Below are 19,399 nucleotides of genomic sequence, written 5' to 3' on the forward strand. Positions count from 1 at the left end.
CCGAGCTATCAATCAAATTGTTTGTTGTTATGCCAGCCATCAGTGAGAGTTATTCATGAACCTGTTCCAGCTCCGCGCGTTCGATGCCGTTGCCCGCGAAGGCAGCTTTACCCGGGCCGCCGCACGGCTGTTCATCAGCCAGCCGGCAGTCACCGGACACATCAAGGCGCTGGAGGAGCACTACCAGATCACCTTGTTGCGCCGCACCGCGCGACGGGTGGAATTGACGGAAGAGGGCACCAAGCTGGCCGCGATCACCCGGGCCATGTTCGGGTTGGCGGAAGAGGCCCAGGCGATGCTCGAAGCCAATCGGCAGCTGCTCACCGGGCGCCTGGAAGTGGCGGCGGACGGGCCGCACATGGTCATGCCGATGCTGGCCAGCCTGCGCGCGCGCTTTCCGGGAATCACCGTGAACCTGCGGCTGGGCAATGCCCAGGAAACCCTGGCGGCGTTGCTCTCGGAACATGCCGATGTGGCGGTGCTGACCGAGGTCGAGCCGCGCAAGGGCTTGCACCTGCAGGCCCTGAGCGAATCGCGGATCTGCGCACTGGTGCCTGCCGGTCATCCTTGGGCGCAGAAGCCTGAAGGTGTGCAACTTAAAGAACTGGATCAAGTGATCATGGTGTTGCGCGAGCCGAGTTCGATCACACGGCGCACGTTCGATGAAGCTTGCACCCAGGCCAGCGTCAACCCGCGGGTGCTGCTGGAGCTGGACAGTCGTGAAGCGGTGACCGAAGCCGTGGCAGCGGAACTGGGGGTGGGCGTGGTGTCATCGGTGGAGGTCAGCCATGATCCGCGGGTGGTGGCGGTGCCGATTATTGGAGAGGGGTTGGTGAATCGGCACATGATGGGGTGCATGGAACGGCGGCGGGATTTGCGCCTGATTCAGGCGTTTTTCGAGTTGGCGCCTGTCAGATAAACCGCGGCGTGGCCATCGCGGGCAAGCCCGCCCACAGGGAACACCTGCATACCGTGGGATTGTGCGCCAACCTCTGTAGGAGCCGGCTTGCCGGCGAAGGCGGCCGCAAGTCTTGCGTCGCCAATGAAGATGCCTTCGCCGGCAAGCCGGCTCCTACAGGGTTGGCGTCGTGCGCAAGATCTGCGGCGACCCGGATCCCTGTAGGAGCTGGCTTGCCAGCGAAGGGGCCGGACCTGCTTATACAAGACTCCCACGCACCATCTCCAGAAACGTCGCCACCACCCGCCGCGAACTCTGCTCGCGCAAGCACACCAATGTCTCGGTCAATCGCCGGGTGCAATCGGTGATCGGCAACGCACACACCCGCGAATCCGCGCCGAACTCGGCAGCCGATACCACCCCGACGCCGATCCCAACCACCACCGCCTCGCGCGCCGCTTCCCGTCCTTCGACCTGGATCGCCGGGCGGATGCGAAATCCGGCCCGGGCCATTTCCTCCTCCAGGGTCTGGCGCGTCACCGAGCCGATTTCCCGCAACACCAGCGGAGTGTCGTCCAGGTCCGCCAGGCAGATGGATTCGCGGTCGGCCCATGGATGGCTACGTGAAACAAACGCCACCATCGGGTCATTACGCAGCGGCAACGAGATCAGCCGCTCGTCGCTGACCTCCCGCCCCAGCAACGCCAGGTCCGCCTGATAGTTGAACAGGCGAAACAGCGATTCATCGGTATTGCCGGTCTCGATCTTCACGCTGATGCCAGGGTAGCGCTCGCAGAAACGCGCGATCTGCGGCAGCACATGCACCGGCGCATCCACCGCCAGAATCAGACTGCCGGTCTGCAGCGCCTGGGAGGCCTGCAGCAACTCCTGCGCCTCGGCCTCAATGACAAACAAGCGCTGGGTGACGCTCAACAAGCGCTCGCCCAGATCGGTCAGGCGCACCGAGCGTTTATTGCGGTGGAACAGCAACACCCCAAAGCGCTCTTCCAGTTTGCGCACTTGGTCGGAAATCGCCGGCTGTGTGAGAAATAGCCGCTCAGCGGCTCGAGTGAAGCTTCCGTGGACGGCCACCGCATGGAAGGCTTTGAGCTGGGCGTGGGAAACCGACATCGAAACCTCCAGTAACAAGCTGAGCTTATATTGGAAATACGATAAATCGATTTCACTTATTAATCAGTAATTGTTTTTATCTACTCCAGCTCCGGTGACTGGTCAGTCGAACAGCATCCGTGGCCATGAGCCTGTGCGTGCGATTGCAGGACTCATCTGACCGGTATCGCCAGAGGGACGGGGCGATATCGCAGTGCTCAAAAATAAAAACACAGGCGTTTTCTTCCAATTCTGCCGGCACACTCACACCCTGAGGTCAGAACCACAATGAACAACCCTATCGGCACCATCAAACGTTGGCGCGTGCAGATCTTCGCGATCACCTGGCTCGCTTACGCTGCGTTCTATTTCACCCGCAAAGCCTTTTCCGTAGCAAAACTGGGGATCGCCGAGGACCCCGGCTTCACCCTCGACAAAATGGCCATGGCCAACCTCGACGCCATTTACCTGGCCGCTTACGCCATCGGCCAATTCACCTGGGGCATCCTCGCCGACCGCTTTGGTCCAAGGGTCGTGGTGCTGGGTGGCTTGCTGATTTCCGCCGCCGCGGCGCTGGTGATGGGCAGCTTCGCGACCTTGCCGATCTTCGCCACCTGCATGTTGATCCAGGGCCTGGCGCAGTCCACGGGATGGTCGGGCTTGTGCAAGAACATCGGCAGCTTTTTCCCCGCCGAGCAGCGCGGGCGGGTGCTGGGGCTATGGAGTTCCTGCTACGCCTTCGGCGGCCTGGTGGCTTCGCCGTTCGCCGGCTGGTGGGCCTACACGCTGATCGGTACCTGGCACGCGGCGTTCATTTCCAGCGCGGCGGTGGTCGGCCTGGTGGCGGTGCTGTTCTTCATTTTCCAGCGCAACAAACCCGAGGACGTCGGTCTGCCGGCGGTGGAACCCGAGCCCGAATTGACCGCCGACGAGGCTTACGCGCAAAGCCGGATCAGCGTCCTGGAGCCGCTACGGGAAATCCTGCGCAACCGAACGGTGCTGGTGTTGGGGCTGGCCTACTTTCTATTGAAACCGGCGCGCTACGCGATCCTGCTCTGGGGCCCGGTGATCGTCTTCGAGCAGATGCCCTCGGTGGGCAAGGTCGGCGCGGCGATCATTCCGACCGCGTTCGAACTGGCCGGATTGCTTGGGCCGATCCTGCTGGGCCTGGCCTCGGACAAACTGTTCGGCGCCCGGCGCATGCCAGCCTGCGTGATCAGTCTGCTGGCGCTGACCGTATCCCTGGCGCTGTTCATGGGCGCGTTGCACACCGGCAGCGTGATGCTGGTGGTCGCTTTGTTGTTCGTCATGGGCCTGACCTTGTACGGACCCGACTCCATGATCAGTGGCGCGGCCGCCATCGATTTCGGCACCGCCAAGGCGGGCGCCACCGCCGCCGGATTCGTCAATGGCTGCGGCTCGGTCGGGGCGATTCTCGGTGGATTGCTGCCGGGCTACTTCGATTCCGTCACCGTATTCATCGTCTTCGCCGGCTGCGCGATGTTCTCCGCGCTGGTGTTGATCCCGCACTGGAACAGCCGCCCGGCTGCCCTGCTTGCCGAAAGTGTAAACGTGCCGAATCGGCCGATGAGCGTAAAACCCCTGCGTACATAAGGATTGACCCATGAGACCTTTCTGGCTGGAACAGGCGCTGGCAGCCGAGTCCTGCGCGCCGTGCGAACCCTTGCCGGGTGACACCCGCACCGATGTCTGCATTGTCGGCGGTGGCTACACCGGGTTGTGGACCGCAATCATGCTCAAGCAACAGAATCCCGAACTCGATGTGCTGCTGATCGAGGCGGACATTTGTGGAGCGGGCGCCAGTGGCCGCAACGGTGGCTGCGCGCTGTCGTGGTCGGCGAAATATTTCACCCTGCAAAGGTTGTTCGGCGTCGAAGAAGCGGTGCGTCTGGTCAAGGAATCCGAGCGCAGCATCTACGCCATCGGTACGTTCTGCGAACAGTACGGCGTGGATGCCGACTACCGCCTCGACGGTACGCTCTACACCGCCACCAACCGTGCTCAATGCGGTTCGACCGACGCGGTGATCGCGGCGCTGGAGCGCAACGGCATCAACTCGTTCGCCCAGCGACCGGTGGCGGATGTGCAACGCATGGCCGGCTCCGGCAAACACCTGGAAGGCTGGTTCTCGCCGGCCGCCGCCAGTGTGCAGCCGGGCAAACTGGTGCGCGGCCTGCGTCGGGTCGCCTTGCAACTGGGGGTGAGAATTCACGAGCGCACTGCCATGACCGGGCTGCAGGAGGGCCGCCCGGCGGTCATTCAAACTGCCAACGGCAGCGTCCGCGCCGACCGGGTGGTGCTGGCGATGAATGCCTGGATGGCCCGGGCATTCCCGCAATTCGAGCGCAGCGTGGCGATTGTTTCCAGCGACATGGCAATCACCGAACCGCGGCCGGACCTGCTCGACGAGATAGGTCTGACCAGCGGAGTCACGGTGCTCGATTCGCGGATTTTCGTGCACTACTACCACAACACCCCGGACGGCCGGATCATGCTCGGCAAGGGCGGCAACACCTTCGCCTATGGTGGACGGATGTTGCCGGTGTTCGATCAGCCATCGCCCTATGCCGGTCTGTTGAGGCACAGCTTGAACGAGTTCTTCCCGGCGTTTGCCGAGGTGAACATCGAGGCGACCTGGAACGGTCCCTCGGATCGCTCGGTGACGGGCTTGCCGTTCTTCGGCCAGATGAGCGCCAGCGGCAATGTGTTCTACGGTTTCGGTTATTCCGGCAGCGGGGTCGGCCCCTGTCATATGGGCGGGCAGATTCTCGCCTCGATGGTCCAGGGGCTGGACAATGCCTGGACCCGCTCGCCGCTGGTCAACGGTCCGTTGGGCTTTTTTCCGCCGGAGCCGATCCGTTATCTCGGCTCACTGCTGGTGCGCAACGCCATCCGCCGCAAGGAGCGCGCCGAGGATCACGGGCGCCGGCCCCGACACCTCGACGTGCGCCTGGCGAAGTTCGCCGCGGCGGCGGGCAAGGCCGACAAGGGCTGAGCATCAGGGCGTGAGGTCCGAGCGATTCACCAGCCAGTCAAGCAGCAAGCGGGTGTCGTTGCGCGGTTCGCGGGGGCGGGCAGGTTCAGGCGGGTGAATCTGTCCCAGGCCGACACACAGCACCGGCCGGTCCGGATCGCTGTCGAGAAAACTGATGAACACCTCGCTGCCGGCCTTCGGCAGTTGGCCGGGATCGATCCAGCCGTGGGGCGTTGTCACGGCGAGCGGCAGCCAGAGGCCGACGGATTCCTCCGGATCGGCGTGCGTCGTGGGCCACAGCCTGACCTGGATCCGGCCGCGATCGTCCAGCGCCGGCGGTTGCCCGGTCGGGCCCAGCACTTGGGCCGGCTGATAGCCCGGAATGCTGGGCCTGGGCTGTTTGAACGCCGGGCGGAATTCCGTCGACCAGGGAATGGCACTGAACTGATTGCGATACATCAGGGCATTGCTGTCCCGGGCCGGATTCGAAGGCTGGCGCCCCTGGTGGCGAGTCTCGATGAGCAGCCATTGATCGTTGAAGCAAGCGAGCGGATGCTCCGTCACCTGCACGATCCGCGCGCTGCGCAGGGCCACGTGATCGCTGTGACCATGAATCTGCTGCTGCAGGCATCGCAGGCGCTGCAACTGTCGACGGCTGCGTTGATCCTGCTCGGGATCAGGCCTGGCCATCCTCGGCGCTGTCTTGCCGAAGGCATGGTTGGCCGCGCCATCGCCGGCGTTCTGCGCGCCCCGGTTGCTGGCATCCCTTCGCGGGTGCGAGGGCAGGGCGTCATGGCGCTGGAACAACTCACTGATCGCCGGCCGCGCAGTGTCCAGCGCAGCGTTCGCCTGGAACGGCGTCAGCAGCGGCTCCTGGGGGAAACTCAGGCAGTCGTCGGCCAACACCAGCACATGACCGTCATACTGATGCTCGAAGTGGTAGTGAATGCCTTCTTCCTCGCACAGGCGCTGCAGCAACGCCAGGTCGCTCTCCTCGTACTGGATGCAAAACGGCCGCGATGGATAGTGCCCGTTCGCCAGCTCGAAGCGATAGCTGTCGGCGGGCAGGTCATGGTCCTCCAGAAGCTGGCGCAAGATCATTGGCACACTGAGGTCATGGAATACCCGGCGCCGGCCATTGCGATCCAGTGCCTGCAGGTAGGGCACCATCACCACGTTGTAACCGACCCGGTATGCGCCCCGGTATTCGCGACTGACGCTGTGGAGGATGCCGTGAAAGCCCTGGCCATGCCCCAGGCTGAGGAACAGCGGCTGTTGCAACAACTGATCGAAGGGCATGGCCGGCGGCAGGCCGATCACCTCGACCTCGAATCGATAGGGCTGGTTGAGGGCTTCATGTCCGCTGAACTGCACCACCTGAAAACTCAAATCGTCCTCGAGCAGTGTCAGGGTGAAGGGGCTTTCGTTGTCGTTGAGCATCGAATGCGCTTCCGCCATGGAATACAGGCGCAGAGGGTACGAAACCACGGCCCCTTTTAGTCACCGCAAATCGACGATTCAGAAACGCCCTACAAACACCGGTGAAGATGTCGATTCATGGCCCGATCGAGCAGGTGGATTTTTTGGTCGATTGCCAACTTTAGGCCGTATAAACTTGCGCAAAGCGTCGGCCAATAGATGTCTCGGCGCCACAGATAAGAGAGTGAGTAATGGGCGCACAGTGGAAGGTTAAACACAAAGAAGCGGCATCCAACGCCAAGGGCAAGATCTTCGGCAAACTGGTGAAAGAAATCACCATTGCTGCCCGCAACGGTGCCGATACTGCCACCAACGCACACCTGCGTCTGGTGGTCGAGCAGGCCAAGAAAGCTTCGATGCCCAAGGAAACCCTGGATCGCGCGATCAAGAAAGGCGCGGGCCTGTTGGGCGAAACCGTGCAATACCATCGCGTGACCTATGAAGGCTTCGCCCCGCATCAGGTGCCGCTGATCGTTGAATGCGTGACCGACAACATCAACCGCACCGTCGCTGAAATCCGCGTCGCGTTCCGCAAGGGCCAGCTCGGCGCTTCCGGTTCGGTGGCCTGGGACTTCAACCACGTCGGCATGATCGAGGCCTCCCCGAACACCCCGGACGCCGATCCGGAAATGGCCGCCATCGAAGCCGGCGCCCAGGATTTCGAGCCGGGTGAAGACGGCGCGACCCTGTTCCTGACCGAGCCTGCGGACCTGGACGCGGTCCAGAAAGCACTGCCGGATCACGGCTTCACGGTATTGTCGGCCAAGCTGGGCTATCAGCCGAAGAACCCGGTCAGCGGCCTCAGCGACGAGCAGATGGCCGAAGTCGAGGCATTCCTCGAAGGCCTGGACAACCATGATGATGTGCAGGACATGTTTGTCGGGTTGGCGGGCTGACGATCAAAAGATCGCAGCCTGCGGCAGCTCCTGCAGGTGTACACAAAACCCCGTAGGAGCGAGCCTGCTCGCGAAAAACCCGAGAGCGCCGCGTTTATCCTGTAAGTACGCGTCATCGTTAACGACCATCGTCGGAACGCCGCCCGGAGCAAGCTCGCTCCCACAGGGCGTGGAGCGTCGTTCACATACCTGCGTTCCACCGCTGACTCCTGTGGGAGCGAGCTTGCTCGCGAAGGGGCCAGCAGCCACACCTGACAATACTGATCAGCCCACTCCCCTCACTTTCACCAACTGCCCCAACCGACTCCGCGTGCGCGCCAGATCGATCGCATCACCTCCCAGGCTTTCCTGCAACGAACGCTGCCCCAACAACACCAGATGCTTGTCCTGATCGTACAAAACATCCACCAGATTGATAAACCGCTGCTGGGCCGCAATCGAACAATCGGCGAGATCGGGCAGTTCATCGATAACCCAGTGGTCGAAACGCCGGCACAGCTCCAGGTAATCCATGACCGCCGTGGGGTGGTCGCACAGGTCGCCAAAGGTAAAACCAACGGTTCGTCCTTCACAGAATCGGGCCGGCAGGTGCCGTGTGCCGACGGGCAGCGCAATGGCGGGAGCGTCCGGCTCGGGCAGGTTCAAGGCCTGACGTTGCGCCAGCGTGGCTGGCCAGACGTAATGGCCCTGGGTAAACAGTTGCTGGGCGTGGGTTCGCGCCTGACTCCGATAGTCGTGCGGGCCGCCGACCTCCATGACCTGCATCCGCGCGTTGATCAGGTCGATCACCGGTTTGAAGCGCGCATGGTACAGCGGGTTGGGCAGCAAGCCTTCGGGTGGGTAATTGGAGGTGACCATCAGCAGGATGCCCCGGTGGAACAGCGCCTTGAACAGCCGCGCGATGAGCATCGCGTCGCCAATGTCGTGAACGTGAAACTCGTCGAAACACAGTACCCGGCAGTCGAGCAGCAGCTCATCGAGGGTGGCCGCCAGCGCATCGGGCTGATCGCGATGACGGAACATGCCTTGATGCAATTGCGCAAAGAACTGATGGAAGTGCAGGCGCTGTTTTTCCGCGATAGGCAGGGCCTGGAAGAAACCGTCGAGCAGCCAGCTCTTGCCGCGTCCTACAGCGCCATGCAGATACAGACCGGGCAACGTGCGCGCCGATGAACCGGGCAACGTCGAGGCGCGCTGCGCCATGCAGTCGATCACTCGCTGCTGACTATGGCTGAGGGTGTAGCCCTGGGCATGCGCCTTGCGGTGAAAGTAGTCGTGGATGACACGACCGGTTGCGGTACCGCCAGCTGACGATACCTTGCCAAACAGGCGGCGCAGTACAGGCCAGCCTGGTTTGAGTCGCGAACGGTTGGGCGGTCGAACAGCCACTGTGATGTCACCCCGAAATGGTCAGCCCGGCTCCCCCGAGCGGCGGCGTAGTTTAACCAAAGGGCGAACAACCCGACCACCGCACCGCACGCAAACCCTGTAGGCGCTGGCTTGTCGAATCGCCGCATCGCAGCGAAGGCGGTCCGTCCACCGCAGCATCGCCTGAGCCGTACGCAGATCCTGTAGGAGCTGGCTTGCCAGCGAAGGCGGCCTCGAGCCATGTATCGCCTATGCAGACGCCTTCGCCGGCAAGCCGGCTCCTACAGGGTTCGGCGTTTTTTGCAATCAAGCTGTACGCAGGTGACTGTGTTTGGCGTTGACCACCATTCAGCGAGTTGCCGGCGATCCGGTAGGAGCAGGCGCTCAGAACCTCACGGTCTGCCTGAGCATCTGCGCTGCCGGCGTATCACTTGGGCTGACCATCGCATAGTTATACCCACCCCCCGACCAATACTCCGCCTGCAGCTCGCCATCGCTGCGACTGCCCCGGGGCAGCAGGAAGTTTTTCGGTCCCGGCGGCCGCACGTAAAAGCTGATCTTGTGCCCACCCCGATCCTCATACACCACCATCGCCGCCGGCCCTTGTTCGGTGCTGAGCAAGCGTCCGCTGGCCGGTTTGAAACCCGCGGTCGAGAGGTCAGGCAAGCGCTGGGCCCGGGTGAAATAGCGGTCGAGCCAGCCCTGCATGTCGCCGTCGTCGCCGGCTTTGTAGTCCGCCGGCAAAATGCCTTGCTGGGCAATCAGGCGATAAGCTTGCAGGGCATCCGTCATCGGCAGCGGGACTCCGACCAGGGTCATCTCCCGCGCCTGCCAACCGCTGAACCCGCCGACGCTGACCGCGATCAACAACACCGCGGCGCTCGCCAGGTGACGACGGGATTGCCGTGTGCGGCGCTGGCGAATCAGTACCGGATCGAGGTCCGGGTTGGCTGGCCGCTGCAAGGCGCCGCTCAGGGCGGCGCGCAATTGTTGGGCATCCTGTTGCCAGGCCCGTACCTGGGCCGCCACTTCGGCGTCGCCGGCCAGAAAGGTCTCCACCTGACGTCGCTCGTCATCGCTCAATTGGTGGTCGACATAGGCGTGCAGGTCCCGCTCGCTTGGGGGCATGCTGATCATTTGAGTCTCCGCAGGGAAGGACGGGCGATTTCGCCATCGCTGAGTTCGCGCAAGGCCTGGCGCGCCCGGGACAGGCGCGACATCACGGTCCCGACGGGCACGTCGAGGATCCCGGCGACCTCCTTGTAGCTCAAACCCTCGACCGAGACCCAGAGCAGCAGCGCGCGTTGTTCGGTATTGAGCTGATCGAAGGCCTGCAAGGTCGATTGCGCGATCACCGTGCGCTCGACCGAGGGCTGCGCGTCATCGCGCCCAGTAAAGAATTCGAGCATCCGCGCATACCGCCGGGAGCGCCGGTGTGCATCAAGAAACTGCCGATACAGTATCGAAAACAACCAGGCGCGCAGGTCGCCCTCGGGACGTTTGTTGCCCCAGCTCGACAGCGCGCGCTCCAGGCATGCCTGCACCAGATCGTCGGCGCTGCTGGGATTGCGCGTCAACGACAAGGCGAACCGGCGCAATCTGGGAATGATTTCTCTGAGCTGTTCGTCGATATCGTTCATGAAGTTCGCACCAGTCTCTACGCTGTGTACCAGGAAGACGTCCGGCGCCCGAGGTTATTCCACGTCGGAAAAAATAAACACCGGGCCATGGAATAAACCTGCACCGGGTGCGTCTGCCTGATTCTTCTCACTTGTGGCCGCTGGCCCAGGAGTCTTTCATGGTAGATCGCTCATCACCGCCAACCCGGCCACCCTTGAGTGCCGCGAGCCTGACGTTGCGCCTGGCCGCTATTGCCGTGGTGGTCGCCGCGGTGGCCGGGGCCTTTGCCTACGTCAACGGCACCCTTGACCCACAACGTCTGACGCCGAAAAAGTTGATCAATGTGCTGGAAACCAACAACGGCGTGCACCCGGGCTTCCGGCGTAACCACGCCAAAGGCGTGTGCGTGGTCGGGCATTTCGAGAGCAGCGGCGAGGCGCGAGCCTACTCCAGCGCCCAGGTGTTCAATGAGCCGCGAACGCCGGTGGTCGGACGTTTCGCCTTGCCGGCCGGCAACCCATATGCGCCGGACAACAGCGTGCCGATCCGCAGCCTGGCATTGCGTTTCACCCAGGCCAACGGTCAACAGTGGCGCACCGGGATGAACAGCATGCCGGTGTTTCCGGTGGGCACGCCCGAAGCGTTCTATCAGCTGCAACAGGCGCAGTCGCCGGATCCGGCCACCGGCAAACCCAATCCTGCCGCCGTGCCGGCGTTCTTCGGAGCGCACCCCGAAGCGGCTCCGTTCCTGGCTTGGGTCAAAACCGCCAAGCCCTCCGCCAGCTACGTGACCGAAACCTACAACAGCGTCAACGCGTTTTACCTGGTGAACGCGGCCGGACAGCGGCAAGCGGTACGCTGGAGCATGGTGCCGGTGGCGCAGGATGCGCCGGGCGCCACGGCAGCGGAGGGCGGTGATTTCCTCGAGAAAGACCTGGTCCAGCGGATCGCCGCCGGACCGCTGCGCTGGCAATTGAACATCACCCTGGCCAACCCCGGCGACCCGGTCAACGACGCCAGCAAGGCCTGGCCCGACGGGCGCAAGGTCGTCAACGCCGGGACCCTGGTGCTCGAAAGCACCCAGCCCCAACTCAATGGCGAATGCCGTGACATCAACTATGACCCACTGATATTGCCCGCCGGCATCGAAGGTTCCGACGACCCGCTGCTCGCTGCTCGCTCAGCCGGTTACGCCAAATCCTACCTGCGTCGCACCGGCGAAGTCAGTCAGTTGCCCGCCGCTAAACAGGAGTCTGCTCAATGAGCGCTCATACGAACCATTTCGCACCGCTGGCGCGACTGCTGCACTGGCTGATGGCGCTGATGGTCATCGCCATGCTGTTCATCGGCGCAGGCATGGCCGCCTCGGTGTCCGAACGTCATGAATGGCTGATCAATCTGCATAAACCCTTGGGCGTGGCGATTCTGTTGCTGGTGATCGTGCGTATCCTCGTGCGCTTTTCCACGCGACAGCCGCCGCTGCCGGCGGACCTGCCGGGCTGGCAAGTGCTGGCGGCCAAGGCCTCGCACTGGTTGCTGTACGCCTTGATGCTGATCTTGCCGCTGCTGGGCTGGGCGATGATCTCGGCGGCGGGGGACCCGGTGATGCTCAGCAGCTCGGTGCAATTGCCATCGATCGTGCCGGCCAATGCGCAGCTGTTCGCGTTCCTGCGCAAGGCGCACGGCTACCTGGCGTATCTGCTGTTCCTGACGGTGTTGTTGCACCTGGCCGCAGCGCTGTTCCACGCCTGGGTACGTCGCGACGACGTGCTGGACAGCATGTTGCGTGGCAAGGATCGTGGCTGACCCCACACCGCACCCATGTAGGAGCTGGCTTGTCGGATCGCCGCACCGCAGCGAAAGCGGTCTCAAGCCTTGCATCGCCCATGCAGACGCCTTCGCCGGCAAGCCGGCTCCTACAGGTTCAGGGTGACGGCACTTCCAGCGGTTGGTCTTTGGTGGCCAGGGTTTGCCACCAATAGATCAACGCCACGGCATTGATGCCTGCGCCCAGCAGGCACACGCCAAGCCACCCGCCCCAGGCGTACATCGCTGTCGAGCCGATCGAGCCCAGGGCGCTGCCGATCGAATAGAACACCATGTAGCCGGCAGTCAGTCGGCTCTGGGCTTCGGGGCGCACGCCGTAGATCATGCTCTGGCTGGTGACATGCACCGCCTGCAAGCCCAGGTCCAGGGTAATCACCCCCAGCAGCAACGCCCACAACGAAGATTGGGTGAGGGCGATCGGCAGCCACGAGACCAGCATCAGCAACAGTGACAAACCGCTGGTCCACTGCCCCAGGCCACGATCTGCCAGATGCCCGGCACGGGCGGCGGCCAGCGCGCCAGCGGCGCCTGCCAGTCCGAACAGGCCGATTTGGGTGTGGGACAACGACAGCGGCGGGGCGCTCAGCGGCAGCACCATGGGCGTCCACAGCACCATGGCACTGGCAAACGTCAGCAACGCCAGCACCGCCCGTTGGCGCAGCACCGTTTCTTCCTTGAACAACGTAAACACCGAACCGATCAAGGCGCCGTAGGAACTGGCGGGTCGCGCCTGTTCCTGCGCGGGCAGCACACGAAACAGCAGCAGCGCCATCACCAGGGTCAAGCCGGCCGACAACAGATAGACCGACCGCCAACCGGCCAGATCAGCCATACCGCCGGCAACCGTCCGGGCCAGCAGAATGCCGACCACGATCCCGCTGGTGACCACGCCCACCACCCGTCCTCGCTGTGCCGGGATGGCCAGCGTGGCGGCGTAGGCCACCAGCACTTGCGTGACCACGGCCAGCAGTCCGGTCAGGGTCATTCCCAGCAACAGCCAGACACTGTTCGGCGCCCACGCGATCATCAGCAGCGCCAGCGCCGACAGCAGGGTTTGCGTGACGATCAAGCGCCGACGATTGAGCAGATCCCCCAGCGGCACCAGCAGCAACAGACCCACGCCGTAACCGACCTGAGTCAGGGTAACGACGATGCCGATAGTGGCAGGCTCCATGGCAAACGCCTCGGCCATGGCATCCAGCAGCGGTTGTGCGTAGTAGACATTGCCGACGGCCAGGCCGCAGGCGACGGCAAACAGCAGCACCACGGTGCCGCTCAATGGCTGGTCATGTCTCATCACAGGTCTCCTTAAGTGGTTTCAAAGTGAAACCAGTTGTACGGTAAGGAAACCGGTTTTATATTGCAACTACATAATCTGGGTTAACGCGAACATGGCCAAACGTACAAGCTTGGAAGGCGCCGAATGCCCGGTGGCCCGCTCCGTTGAGGCCATTGGCGATGGCTGGTCGCTGCTGATCGTGCGCGATGCCTTCGATGGCATTCGCCGGTTCGGTGAATTCCAGCGCAACCTGGGGATGGCCAAGAACATCCTGTCGACGCGATTGCGCTCGCTGGTGGCCAACGGGATTTTCGATCTGGTACCGGCGTCAGATGGCAGTGCGTATCAGGAGTACGTGCTGACAGAGAAGGGCAAGGGCCTGTTCCCGCTGATCATCGGATTGCGGCAATGGGGCGAGGCGTTTTTCTTCGAAGAGGGGGAGGCGCACTCGCGGCTGGTTGACCGGGAAAGCGGGCGACCGTTGCAGGCGCTGGAACCGCGTGCTGAGGATGGGCGGTTGCTGGGGCCGGAAGATTGTGTGCGCATAGCGGCCGAGTAATCGTTCGAAGATCGCAGCCGCATTCCCCCTGTTGGAGCGAGCCTGCTCGCGATGGCGGTGTGACAGTCACTATTTATGTCGACTGTCACACAGCTTTCGCGAGCAGGCTCGCTCCCACATTTTTGATCAGCATTGATTACAGGTTTTGTGTCCGACATAAACCCCTGTAGGAGCTGGCTTGTCGGATCGCCGCACCGCAGCGAAGGCGGCCTTGAGCCTTGCATCGCCCATGCAGACGCCTTCGCCGGCAAGCCGGCTCCTACAGGGTTCGGCGTTTCAGCGCAGGCTATCGACCACATCAGCCACCGTCACCAACACATCCTTGCCCAACTGCTTCGACCGCTTCCCCGACCACCCCGTCAACGCATTCGGCGCATCATTGTTGTCCTTGAACGGCATCTCCAGCGTCAACGACAAACAATCGAATTTCTCCCCAACCGCATTGCACGCCAACGTCATATTGGCCTTGCCCGGCAGGTCGCGGGTATAGCCATGCCGGGTCTGGAAATCCTTGGTCTGGTGCTTCAGATGGCTGCGGAACTGTTCTTCAAGTTTCTCTATACGCGGGGTGTAACCCGGGTTGCCTTCGCAACCGGCGGTAAACACATAAGGAATCTCTTCATCGCCATGGATGTCGAGAAACAGGTCGACCCCGTATTGCTCCATCTGCTGTTGCACGAACAACACTTCCGGGGTCAATTCCTGGCTGGCGCTCTGCCAGGCGCGGTTCAGGTCCTGGCCCATGGCGTTGGTGCGCAAGTGGCCGTGGAAGGCGCCGTCCGGGTTCATGTTGGGCACCAGGTACAGGTCGGCGCTGGCCAGCAATTTCTGCAGCACAGGATCGTCATGCTTTTCCAGGCGTTCGATCACGCCTTCCATGAACCACTCGGCCATGTGCTCGCCGGGGTGTTGCTGGGCAATGATCCACACCTTGCGCCGGCCTTCGGCGCCCGTGCCTTTGCGCAGCAGCTGGATGTCCCGACCCTCGACGCTCTTGCCGGTGGCCAGCAGCTCGGTGCCGGCCTTGGTCAGGGCCTGTTCGATCAACCAGTCGTGGCGACCGCGGCTATAGGGTTCGAAGTAGGCAAACCAGGCATGGGTGGCGGTGGTTTCGAGGCTGAAGCGCAGGCAGTCGCCCTCGAAGATGGTCGGCACGCGGAACCAGTTGACGTGGTCATAGGACGCCACCGCCTGATAACCGTCCCAGGCCTTGTTGTAGGAGGATTTGCTGGCGTTGTTCAGGCGGAACCAGTGCTCCTGGCCGACATGCAGGCCGCTGGCCTTGAAGTGAAACCACTGGAAATGCTGGCTGCGGGTGTCCGGGCGGATGGCCAGCAACGCATGCAGCGGATTGCTGGTATCGAGCACTTCAATGTTGCCGCTGTCGAAGTTGGCGCTGATGTCGAGAGAGGATTTGGCCACGGTCATAGTCGATTCCTGAATATGATTTTTATGGCTGGTACTTTACACGCTGGGAAGGGAAAAACCGGGGGGAAATTACGGGCTGGAAGGGGGGCGTCGTCCTTGACGCGGAGGCAGCTTAGAGACTGTGCAAATGATTCTCAAGCGCTATTTTTGATTAGTTCAGGCCAATGTGGCCGGGCTTCTCTTGCCAATGAATATTCTTTTGATATCATCCGCGCCATTCGGATTTGTAACACTAAAAGACTTCATTAGCCTGAAGGTAAAAGCCAGAAAAACTGGCAAAAAAAGACCCGGCAAAAAGCCGGGTCAAAAACCGTGATTAGCCTGATGAGGAGAGTGTCCAGGAGACCGACCTAAGGTCCCTTGGACAATCGACTGATCTCGCGACCAGCTGCATGCAATAATAATCATTCTCGTTTGCAAGTCAAACGATTTCATCTGCGCGATGGGAAAGTTTTTCCCCGTCCTCCGCGAAAGCCTCCTCGTTTCAGCCGTTCTGAGCACTCTTTCAGGGACCGATCCACCAGCGACCGGGCCAAGTCGATCATGTGCACCGTCGAAAAAGCCAGGTGTCGGTTTGGGCCCTGAAATTTGCTGCCTGACTCTGAGACCTGGTTTGTTGAGGGACTGGGCTTACCTGAACTGCCTACGGAAAAATCAAGATAACTTGAATTTTTCTAAAGTCGCTTTCACCTCACATTTCAATCCATCTTCGTCGAGTTCACTTTCCCTGCGATCAAAATCAGGATTATAGCAGTCGGCAAGTACGAATATACTTGATGCACATTCCGACACATTATCATCATCGTCTTTAAGTTTGTTCGCATCACGCTCATCGCTCCATTTGGAAATATAAGGATCAGCGAAAGTTCCGGCAGACAAATCGCCAGCTACAAATTGCTTTGCGAAATTGATCAGTTCGAGACTCATTGCAGTACTCAGGGACGCCGTCAAGCCCCAGATAAGAGAAAGCCCATCTTAAGCTAGGCTTTCTTGACAATGGCATCACACTTTACTCAAAAAAGTATTTCTTTTCAGTGACGAAAGCCGGTTCCTTCCAGTTTGGTCCTTTAATTGTGCGGCCTTTTTCATCTTGTGCCAATTTTCCTTCATCCATAAGGCGCCCCCATACTCTGTGAAGTTCAGCGTTGCCTACAACATCAAAATTATATCTAACATACATTCGATCAATGCTCGGGTAGGAGGTTTTCGGGGCGAAATGCAAAAGAACATCTTCTACGCTTTCGTTTTTGTAAATGCCTTCTAAGTCAATCATTGTTTGCCCTCCTGTTCTCTGGCATATGCTTCTTCAGCTTCTGGCGTATACAAAGGTTCATGTCTTTCGTCTATTTTATAGTCTTCTAGGGTGGCTGTGTGAGCGTTATTCCAAACCTCTGCTGCATTTTTTGGAATTTTTCCGTCTTCAATTCCAAGATTTCGATAACGTTCCAGCTCCCTGATCTCATGGGTGTAAAAGCGTTTATCGATATCGGTGGCCTGCAACTCACCCTTCAGAATTTTCTCCAAGCGATCGATCATTACTTTATTATCGGCAGACTCTTCATACCGACCAGTATGCAGCTTGACCTTTTCAATTCCAGCCTGAGTAAAGATCGCCGTACTCCAGTAAAGATCAAGAATAGGGCCACCGGCTTTGTCCGTGTGGTAGTCGCGATCGCTGTATTTTCCCTTGGCGTTGGTTTCGCCGTAAGGGCTGTTGAACATCACATAGACCGGCGCAATCCCTGAGTCTGGTGGAAACCAGATGATCAAGTCATTCGCTGCGGGTAGTACACCTGGGTAGGTCTCAGCCTCAACCTTGATCGGCTGGAGAGTGACGCCGGTGTATACCGGGATCTCTTGAGGTACGGCAGGTGTTGTACTCGATGGGTTATCACTCCCCGGCGCATCGCCAGGCGTCCAGGTCAAAGTGATTGGCGGCTGATCAGGGATAGCGCTGGGCAATACCACCTCATACAGACCTGTCGTGGAATTAAGCGTTGCGGCTCGCACAGGAACACCCTTGGGCACGCTCACACCGGTACTGACCACAGAGATGACCGATCGATTTCCCTTGGCTTCGTTGATCAAACGCAATGGCAAATCGACTGTGCCTTGAGCCAAAGCTATGCTTTGCAGGTCCGTACCTGGCGGGAGCCCCAACTGATCGGCATTCGTGCCAAAACCATAGCGGATACGGTCAGGCGTACGGTCATGTGAGTCGTCAGCTGTCGAGCTGGAGTACAGCGCTAATGAGACAAACGCGGCGATGTATGCGCCAGGGCCTGCCAGGGCTATCCGGCCCAGCTCAGCAATGGCTTTGGCGATAGCTTGAGCCAGGGTGGCTGCACCTTCACCTACCTGAACAAGCCCTTGTCCGACCACTGAGATAGCGCTGGCATTGGCAGGAATAGCGAAAGTACCGGCTGCGCTGAACACGGTCTGCCGAGCGGCTTGCTGTTGCGTCACACGCTGTGTTTCTGCTTCTGCTTCTGCTGCAATGCGTGCCTGTTCAGCGGCTTCGGCAGCTACGCGTTGGGCCTCTGCCTCAGCGGCCAGTCGAGCTTGTTCTGCAGCTTCGGCGGCTATGCGTTGCGCTTCTGCTTCTGCTGCAATGCGTGCCTGTTCAACGGCTTCTGCCGCTAGGCGTGTGTCCTCCTCGGCTTGGGCAGTAGCAACGGTCTGGGCCAGTACTGCGGACTTTTCGGTAAGAATTCGGATCTTCATTTCGAGGACTTTTGCCCTATAGGTCGCTGCAATTGACGCTTCCCAGCTCCTGTAAATTTCGATGGGCGCACTTGAGCTACCAAGAAGAATATTTAAAAACTCCACCGAGTTTTGTTCTATTCTCACCGCCAGCATATTCCTACCAAAAAAGGCATTAGCGGCTGCGTTGCTGTTGGCCAGCTCCACGGTGTTCTGCGCAATCAGACTATCGACGATGGATTTTTCAGTCTTGGCCTTTTCAAACGCAGAGAGAGAATTAGGCCCTAGTGCAGCAATTATTTCGGCATCAACATCCGCCGTCAATTGCGGCAGGTAAGCCGTATAGGAATTCTCGATATAACTTTGAGCGTTGATGACAGTTGCTAACACCGACATTGTAAGGTGCTGAGACCTAATATCTTTTTTATTAAAAAACGCATCAATTTCAGAGTTGGCGAGATTTTTGCCATCCCATGGAAGTGGCCTGGCAAACACTCCACCTCCAGGGAAAGGGGCTGGGGGATCGGGAAGTTGCGGATCAGGTGTCACGACTGTAGGAGGTAGGGTAATACCGTTTTGTGGCATGTGTTTCTCCTTTATGATTGATGCTGCAACAGCTAGGTTCTAAACATGATGCTCAATGCTTCGAAAGAAAAAATATGGGTACAGAGAATGAGTCTCTGCAAGTGGGAGATAAGACTTAATCAGGAATGATTTAATCTGCGAGATCGAAATTTCTTTCCCGTGTTCCTTCGAACTCATCCCCGTTCTCAGCCGTTCTGAACACTCTCCAGGGACCGATCCACCAGCGCCCTGGCCATGTCGATCATGTGCACCGTCGAAAAGGCCAGATGCCGGTTGGGGCCCTGAATGTTGTTGCCCGACTCGTAAGCGGTGGCGGCGGCACAACGCAGCAGGTCCGATGCATGGATCAGGGCCTCTTCGCGGCTGACATTGCGGTTCACGTCAAAGAAGCGTGTTTCGACCACTTCCTCTGAAACAGCAGGTTTCAAGTAATAGTCCAGCGCGCGCTGCGCGGCCGCAATGCCTTCAGGCGATTTGAGGGTGGTGTCGATCGGCATCTCTGGCAGGTCATTGCAGGGGATGGTCATGGTCATGGCAAGCTCCGTGATGGGGTTCATATCCGTGAAACAATCCTAGTACAAAGTGTATTTGTGACGAGAATTTAAATACTACAATTTGTGTTTTGATGACCGGAGGCGCCCACGTATCGTTT

General features: G+C 60.2%; 18 protein-coding genes. 7 read left to right on the top strand and 11 right to left on the bottom strand.

Features of this window, described 5'->3' with window-relative positions; translation table 11 throughout:
* Positions 1–55 precede the first annotated feature (55 nt).
* Positions 56–919, top strand: coding sequence for a LysR substrate-binding domain-containing protein (locus J2W17_RS23720; protein ID WP_307340242.1), 864 nt, complete (start codon positions 56–58; stop codon positions 917–919).
* A 237-nt stretch (positions 920–1,156) separates the two neighbouring features.
* On the opposite strand, the gene J2W17_RS23725 is transcribed toward J2W17_RS23720, so the two are convergent.
* A complete protein-coding gene (locus J2W17_RS23725) occupies positions 1,157–2,029 on the bottom strand; it encodes a LysR family transcriptional regulator (protein ID WP_307340245.1) in 873 nt (290 codons plus the stop codon).
* 267 nt (positions 2,030–2,296) lie between these two features.
* On the opposite strand from J2W17_RS23725, the gene J2W17_RS23730 reads away from it, so the two are divergent.
* Both J2W17_RS23730 and J2W17_RS23735 read left to right on the top strand, forming a co-directional pair.
* Positions 2,297–3,622 (top strand): MFS transporter, encoded by a 1,326-nt coding sequence (locus J2W17_RS23730; RefSeq protein WP_307340248.1) that lies wholly within the window; start codon positions 2,297–2,299, stop codon positions 3,620–3,622.
* A 10-nt stretch (positions 3,623–3,632) separates the two neighbouring features.
* Complete coding sequence (locus tag J2W17_RS23735; RefSeq protein ID WP_307340251.1) at positions 3,633–5,024, top strand: FAD-dependent oxidoreductase; 1,392 nt, start codon at positions 3,633–3,635, stop codon at positions 5,022–5,024.
* A gap of 3 nt (positions 5,025–5,027) precedes the next feature.
* Here the strand turns inward: J2W17_RS23735 and J2W17_RS23740 are convergent, their stop codons facing one another.
* A complete protein-coding gene (locus tag J2W17_RS23740; protein WP_307340459.1) occupies positions 5,028–6,443 on the bottom strand; it encodes a type VI secretion system Vgr family protein in 1,416 nt (471 codons plus the stop codon).
* Positions 6,444–6,673: 230 nt separating this feature from the next.
* Between J2W17_RS23740 and J2W17_RS23745 the strand changes: the two genes are divergently transcribed.
* Positions 6,674–7,378 carry a YebC/PmpR family DNA-binding transcriptional regulator gene (locus J2W17_RS23745; RefSeq protein ID WP_307340254.1) on the top strand — a complete coding sequence of 235 codons (705 nt, stop codon included), beginning with the start codon at positions 6,674–6,676 and terminating at the stop codon, positions 7,376–7,378.
* Between the two features lie 264 nt (positions 7,379–7,642).
* Here the strand turns inward: J2W17_RS23745 and zapE are convergent, their stop codons facing one another.
* From zapE to J2W17_RS23760, 3 genes are all read right to left on the bottom strand, one after another.
* Complete coding sequence (gene zapE, locus J2W17_RS23750) at positions 7,643–8,767, bottom strand: cell division protein ZapE (protein WP_307340256.1); 1,125 nt, start codon at positions 8,765–8,767, stop codon at positions 7,643–7,645.
* Between the two features lie 363 nt (positions 8,768–9,130).
* On the bottom strand, positions 9,131–9,883 hold the full coding sequence (locus J2W17_RS23755; RefSeq protein WP_307340259.1) for an anti-sigma factor family protein: 753 nt from the start codon (positions 9,881–9,883) through the stop codon (positions 9,131–9,133).
* Positions 9,880–10,386, bottom strand: a complete 507-nt coding sequence (locus tag J2W17_RS23760; protein ID WP_307340262.1) for an RNA polymerase sigma factor — start codon at positions 10,384–10,386, stop codon at positions 9,880–9,882. Before J2W17_RS23760 ends, J2W17_RS23755 begins: the two co-directional genes overlap by 4 nt.
* Positions 10,387–10,544: 158 nt before the next feature.
* On the opposite strand from J2W17_RS23760, the gene J2W17_RS23765 reads away from it, so the two are divergent.
* Entirely contained in the window at positions 10,545–11,630 is a 1,086-nt protein-coding gene (locus J2W17_RS23765; protein WP_307340265.1) for a catalase family peroxidase, read from the top strand.
* On the top strand, positions 11,627–12,172 hold the full coding sequence (locus J2W17_RS23770; RefSeq protein WP_307340267.1) for a cytochrome b: 546 nt from the start codon (positions 11,627–11,629) through the stop codon (positions 12,170–12,172). The genes J2W17_RS23765 and J2W17_RS23770 overlap by 4 nt, the downstream gene beginning before the upstream one ends.
* Before the next feature lie 118 nt (positions 12,173–12,290).
* Here J2W17_RS23770 and J2W17_RS23775 read toward each other — a convergent pair whose 3' ends face one another.
* Positions 12,291–13,490: an MFS transporter gene (locus J2W17_RS23775; RefSeq protein ID WP_307340271.1), complete on the bottom strand. Its 1,200-nt coding sequence runs from the start codon at positions 13,488–13,490 to the stop codon at positions 12,291–12,293.
* Between the two features lie 94 nt (positions 13,491–13,584).
* On the opposite strand from J2W17_RS23775, the gene J2W17_RS23780 reads away from it, so the two are divergent.
* Positions 13,585–14,031: a winged helix-turn-helix transcriptional regulator gene (locus tag J2W17_RS23780; RefSeq protein WP_307340274.1), complete on the top strand. Its 447-nt coding sequence runs from the start codon at positions 13,585–13,587 to the stop codon at positions 14,029–14,031.
* A 276-nt stretch (positions 14,032–14,307) separates the two neighbouring features.
* On the opposite strand, the gene J2W17_RS23785 is transcribed toward J2W17_RS23780, so the two are convergent.
* The 5 genes from J2W17_RS23785 to J2W17_RS23805 form a co-directional block, all read right to left on the bottom strand.
* On the bottom strand, positions 14,308–15,459 hold the full coding sequence (locus J2W17_RS23785) for a M14 family metallopeptidase (protein ID WP_307340277.1): 1,152 nt from the start codon (positions 15,457–15,459) through the stop codon (positions 14,308–14,310).
* A gap of 654 nt (positions 15,460–16,113) precedes the next feature.
* The gene (locus J2W17_RS23790) at positions 16,114–16,386 is read right to left on the bottom strand and encodes a colicin immunity domain-containing protein (protein ID WP_307340279.1); all 273 of its coding nucleotides are present in this window, start codon (positions 16,384–16,386) and stop codon (positions 16,114–16,116) included.
* Between the two features lie 82 nt (positions 16,387–16,468).
* Positions 16,469–16,732 carry an immunity protein gene (locus J2W17_RS23795; RefSeq protein ID WP_307340280.1) on the bottom strand — a complete coding sequence of 88 codons (264 nt, stop codon included), beginning with the start codon at positions 16,730–16,732 and terminating at the stop codon, positions 16,469–16,471.
* Complete coding sequence (locus J2W17_RS23800) at positions 16,729–18,747, bottom strand: S-type pyocin domain-containing protein (RefSeq protein WP_307340283.1); 2,019 nt, start codon at positions 18,745–18,747, stop codon at positions 16,729–16,731. The genes J2W17_RS23795 and J2W17_RS23800 overlap by 4 nt, the downstream gene beginning before the upstream one ends.
* A 185-nt stretch (positions 18,748–18,932) precedes the next feature.
* Positions 18,933–19,274: a DUF6124 family protein gene (locus J2W17_RS23805; RefSeq protein ID WP_307340462.1), complete on the bottom strand. Its 342-nt coding sequence runs from the start codon at positions 19,272–19,274 to the stop codon at positions 18,933–18,935.
* Positions 19,275–19,399 lie beyond the last annotated feature (125 nt).

This window comes from Pseudomonas lini, from assembly GCF_030812475.1.
Taxonomy (GTDB): Bacteria; Pseudomonadota; Gammaproteobacteria; order Pseudomonadales; family Pseudomonadaceae; genus Aquipseudomonas; species Aquipseudomonas lini_A.